The organism is Crocosphaera sp. Alani8 (assembly GCF_038442745.1).
In the GTDB taxonomy this organism is placed as follows: Bacteria; Cyanobacteriota; Cyanobacteriia; order Cyanobacteriales; family Microcystaceae; genus Crocosphaera.
Window position 1 is genome coordinate 1 of sequence record NZ_JARVCN010000349.1, and the last position, 3,227, is coordinate 3,227.

2 protein-coding genes and 1 pseudogene are annotated in these 3,227 nt (G+C 32.8%); all 3 read left to right on the forward strand.

The genetic code is table 11. The features are described 5' to 3' along the window. The first annotated feature begins 547 nt into the window (after nt 1-547). The gene (locus P9B04_RS17990) at nt 548-919 is read left to right on the forward strand and encodes a replication/maintenance protein RepL (protein ID WP_342056355.1); all 372 of its coding nucleotides are present in this window, start codon (nt 548-550) and stop codon (nt 917-919) included. A gap of 484 nt (nt 920-1,403) precedes the next feature. Continuing rightward, nucleotides 1,404-2,258, forward strand: a complete 855-nt coding sequence (locus P9B04_RS17995; protein ID WP_342056356.1) for a hypothetical protein — start codon at nt 1,404-1,406, stop codon at nt 2,256-2,258. 769 nt (nt 2,259-3,027) lie between these two features. Beyond that, nucleotides 3,028-3,227: pseudogene (locus tag P9B04_RS18000) on the forward strand (GIY-YIG nuclease family protein); the annotation flags it as partial.

Genomic DNA, 3,227 nt, shown 5'->3' on the forward strand with positions numbered 1-3,227 from the left:
GCATAAGGCTTTCAGGCTTTTTCTCAATTCTTTCATGAATAATGCAGGCTAGGTCTAGCTTTCCAAAGATCAAACCCTTCTTTGATTCCCAAGTGCCTAAATTTTTAACCGTTCCTGTCAGTACAGCAACTTGTCTCAAAAGCAATCCCTGTCTAACTTTTAGCCTCTCTAGTATCGCACTATTTGTCCCATATTCTGGGGACACCCCAGACCCCGATTTGGAGGGTCAGCAACCAGTCCCTCCAAACCTCCCCGAACGACGGCTCCAAGCACTTTTAAGCCAGCTTTTAAAACATTAAGAAAAGATTAAATTTACCAGTTTCAATCGCTGGAACGCTGATATAGAGCGGATTTCCGCCTTCGTTACTAAGAGGTAGAAGAAAACTAAATTTGAAATCGCTGAAAGCAATATATAATCAGCGTTTCAGCGATCAGCTTTTGTCCTAAAAATTGAGCCGGATCTGTCTCAAAATTTAATACGTATCAATTTTTGATCTAATATGTCATAATTTTTGTGACATATTAAAATTGGGATACCATCAAAGCAATGAGCAGACAGTTGAGGAAAGCAATTGAGCGTGTTCAAAGTGCAGGAATGAAAGTTTATGTGCCTGGTAAAGCTAGAGAAAATGAATTTATGAAGGTTTATGTTGATGGTCTGGAAAAAATGTTGAATGATGTTTCAGGCAATTCCTTTAAGGTGTTTTTTGCCTTGGTATCAGAACTTGACTACTCAACTAATCAAGTTAAGCTGACAAGAGAAGAAATAATGAGTAAAACCAAGCTTAGTAAAAACACTGTTGTGAAATCTCTAGATGAACTAGAAAAATCAGGATTTATTAAAAGATTAGGCAGTAGTATTAATAGAAGCTACCAGTTAAGTGAACTTATGGTCAGGAAAGGTAGAAAAGAAAATTGAATCATAAGTTTTACTTATGATTCAATAAGTTCCCTAAAAATCTGTCAAAACCTTTACTCAATCAGCGATCACACCCTCTAGGTTATCTTTTCGACGTTTGTGATCGTAACTATCAATTTCAAAAGCCCACGTTTAAGGGGTCTTAAAGCCACGTTATACCCCTTCTTAATAAGATATCATTTTTAGTTTTTTCATTCCTTTATGATACCTCTAAAAGACAAATGAGGGGATGTTTGAAACTTATTACCAACTTCATCACTAAAACTATTATTGGCAAAAATGGTGTAGTGTAAAAGTCATATTACTCACATCTTGCACCTGACATTGAAAACCTGATTTTGACCTAAATTGCAACGAATTTAATAGGGTTTCAGCCTTTAAAATTCCGGTTTTGTGTACTTTTTAAGCTTGGTGCAAGATATCAGTATTACATAAAACATAAAATAAAATCATAATTTAGAAATTTAGTAATAGATACTTTAATATGAATTTTAAAGATTTTGTTAACATCAAAGATATAAGTTTTTTTGGACTACGACGTAGTGGAAATCACGCTATCCAAAATTGGATAATTAGGCAAAATAATTCTTCTTTTGTTCATCTTAATGATGTAAAACTTTATTCAAATAAAAACCCTTACAAGAGTTTTTCTAAGGCAACTATTTCTGGAATCAATCCCCTAGTGTATCATAAAAATATAATAAAATATAAGCGTTATTTGAGGTACTTAAACAATCCTAAATATGAGTATAAGTATGGTAGAAATGTACTAGAACTAGATAGAGAAAGACTAAGATATTATAGAACTAAGTCATTAATTATGCATACTTATGAGCATTACTCTCTAAGCCAAGTTATGGGGGACTGGTTCGAGAATCAGCGGGATAAATTTCTTGGTAAAAGTAAAGAAAGATTTGATATACTTCTACTAAGAGATCCTTTTAATTTATTTGCAAGCTTAATACATCGAGGAGAAGAACTTAATAATACTAATTATATTATTGAAAAATGGCTAGAACACGCGAGAGAATATTATGGTATTACAAATTATCTTAAGTATCGTATTAGTATTAACTATAATCAATGGTTTATAAATCAAGATTATCGAAATAAAATTGCAAAATCTTTAAACCTAGCGTTTACTGATGCTGGGATAAATAGTGTTGTTAATGTAGGAAAAGGTAGTTCTTTTGATGGAACTAGCTATGATGGTAAAGCCAGTAAAATGCCTGTACTATACCGATATAAAGATTATTTGAACCATCCAGTCATGCTTAAAGTATTAAGTAATGAAGAATTAATGGATTTTTCTCATAAAATTTTTGGTTCCATTCTTTAATACAGCTTGAAATATCGTCTCGCTAATCGCTCGGTTTTTTGTCCTAAATCGAATTCGCTGATCGCTCATATTATTTGTATGGGGGAGAATCCCCCATACCCCCTTAGCTGTCATGTATCTTCCTTGACTCGACAAACATCCTAGATTTGGTCAGAGGATGCGAAGGGGCGAGATGATGGGGTAGCAAAGATTAAAGCTAAGACCATCCCCTTCACAACCTCTTCCCGATTTTAGTTTGTCGGTCAAGGACACAGCAAGAGAAATGTCTGCGAGAGGAAAGCTCTAAAGCTCGAATCAGAGGTAAGTATTTTTTTATTTTCATATCATATTACTAATTCAATTGTAATATATATTGTATCACAGTGTTTACTTAACTAAATAACATCGTAATAATACTAATAATAATTCCTTTCCCATCTGCCCAATGGGGGTTTTAGGGGGTATCCCCCTAACTTACCTTCTATTATAAGTGTTTAACAATTTGTATGGCACTGTATAATAATATTATATGTAGTGTAATCTATATAGTATTATATATTCCCTGATTTTCTCTTTAATGCACACATAGTAAGCTTAACTAATTTTTGCATCTATGCAACAAGTATGATAAATTATCATACACTGTTATTTAATTATGTATGCACTGTTTATATTTAATCTGTATGACAAGATAGATGTAATTATAATTAATTATTGCATTGTATGTATACAATAATTTTATATGACAAACCATAATACAATATAAGCTATACTATTAGACACTTATATTATGCCTCAAACACCTCGTACAGCAGCTATTACAATCCGATGCCCTCTAGACCTAGTTAACAGTATTGATGATCAAGTTAAGCAGACTAGACAGAATAAAACTGATGTTATTCTTGGTATGCTTTTAAGTTCTATTCCCAGTTTACATATTACTGAACGAGTTAAATTACCTAAACTACCTGGCATATATTTTGTCTACAC

Bases quoted from the DNA above. Each gene is read 5' to 3' on its own strand.
- P9B04_RS17990 (WP_342056355.1), top strand. From the start codon at position 548: ATGAGCAGACAGTTGAGGAAAGCAATTGAGCGTGTTCAAAGTGCAGGA.
- P9B04_RS17995 (WP_342056356.1), top strand. From the start codon at position 1,404: ATGAATTTTAAAGATTTTGTTAACATCAAAGATATAAGTTTTTTTGGA.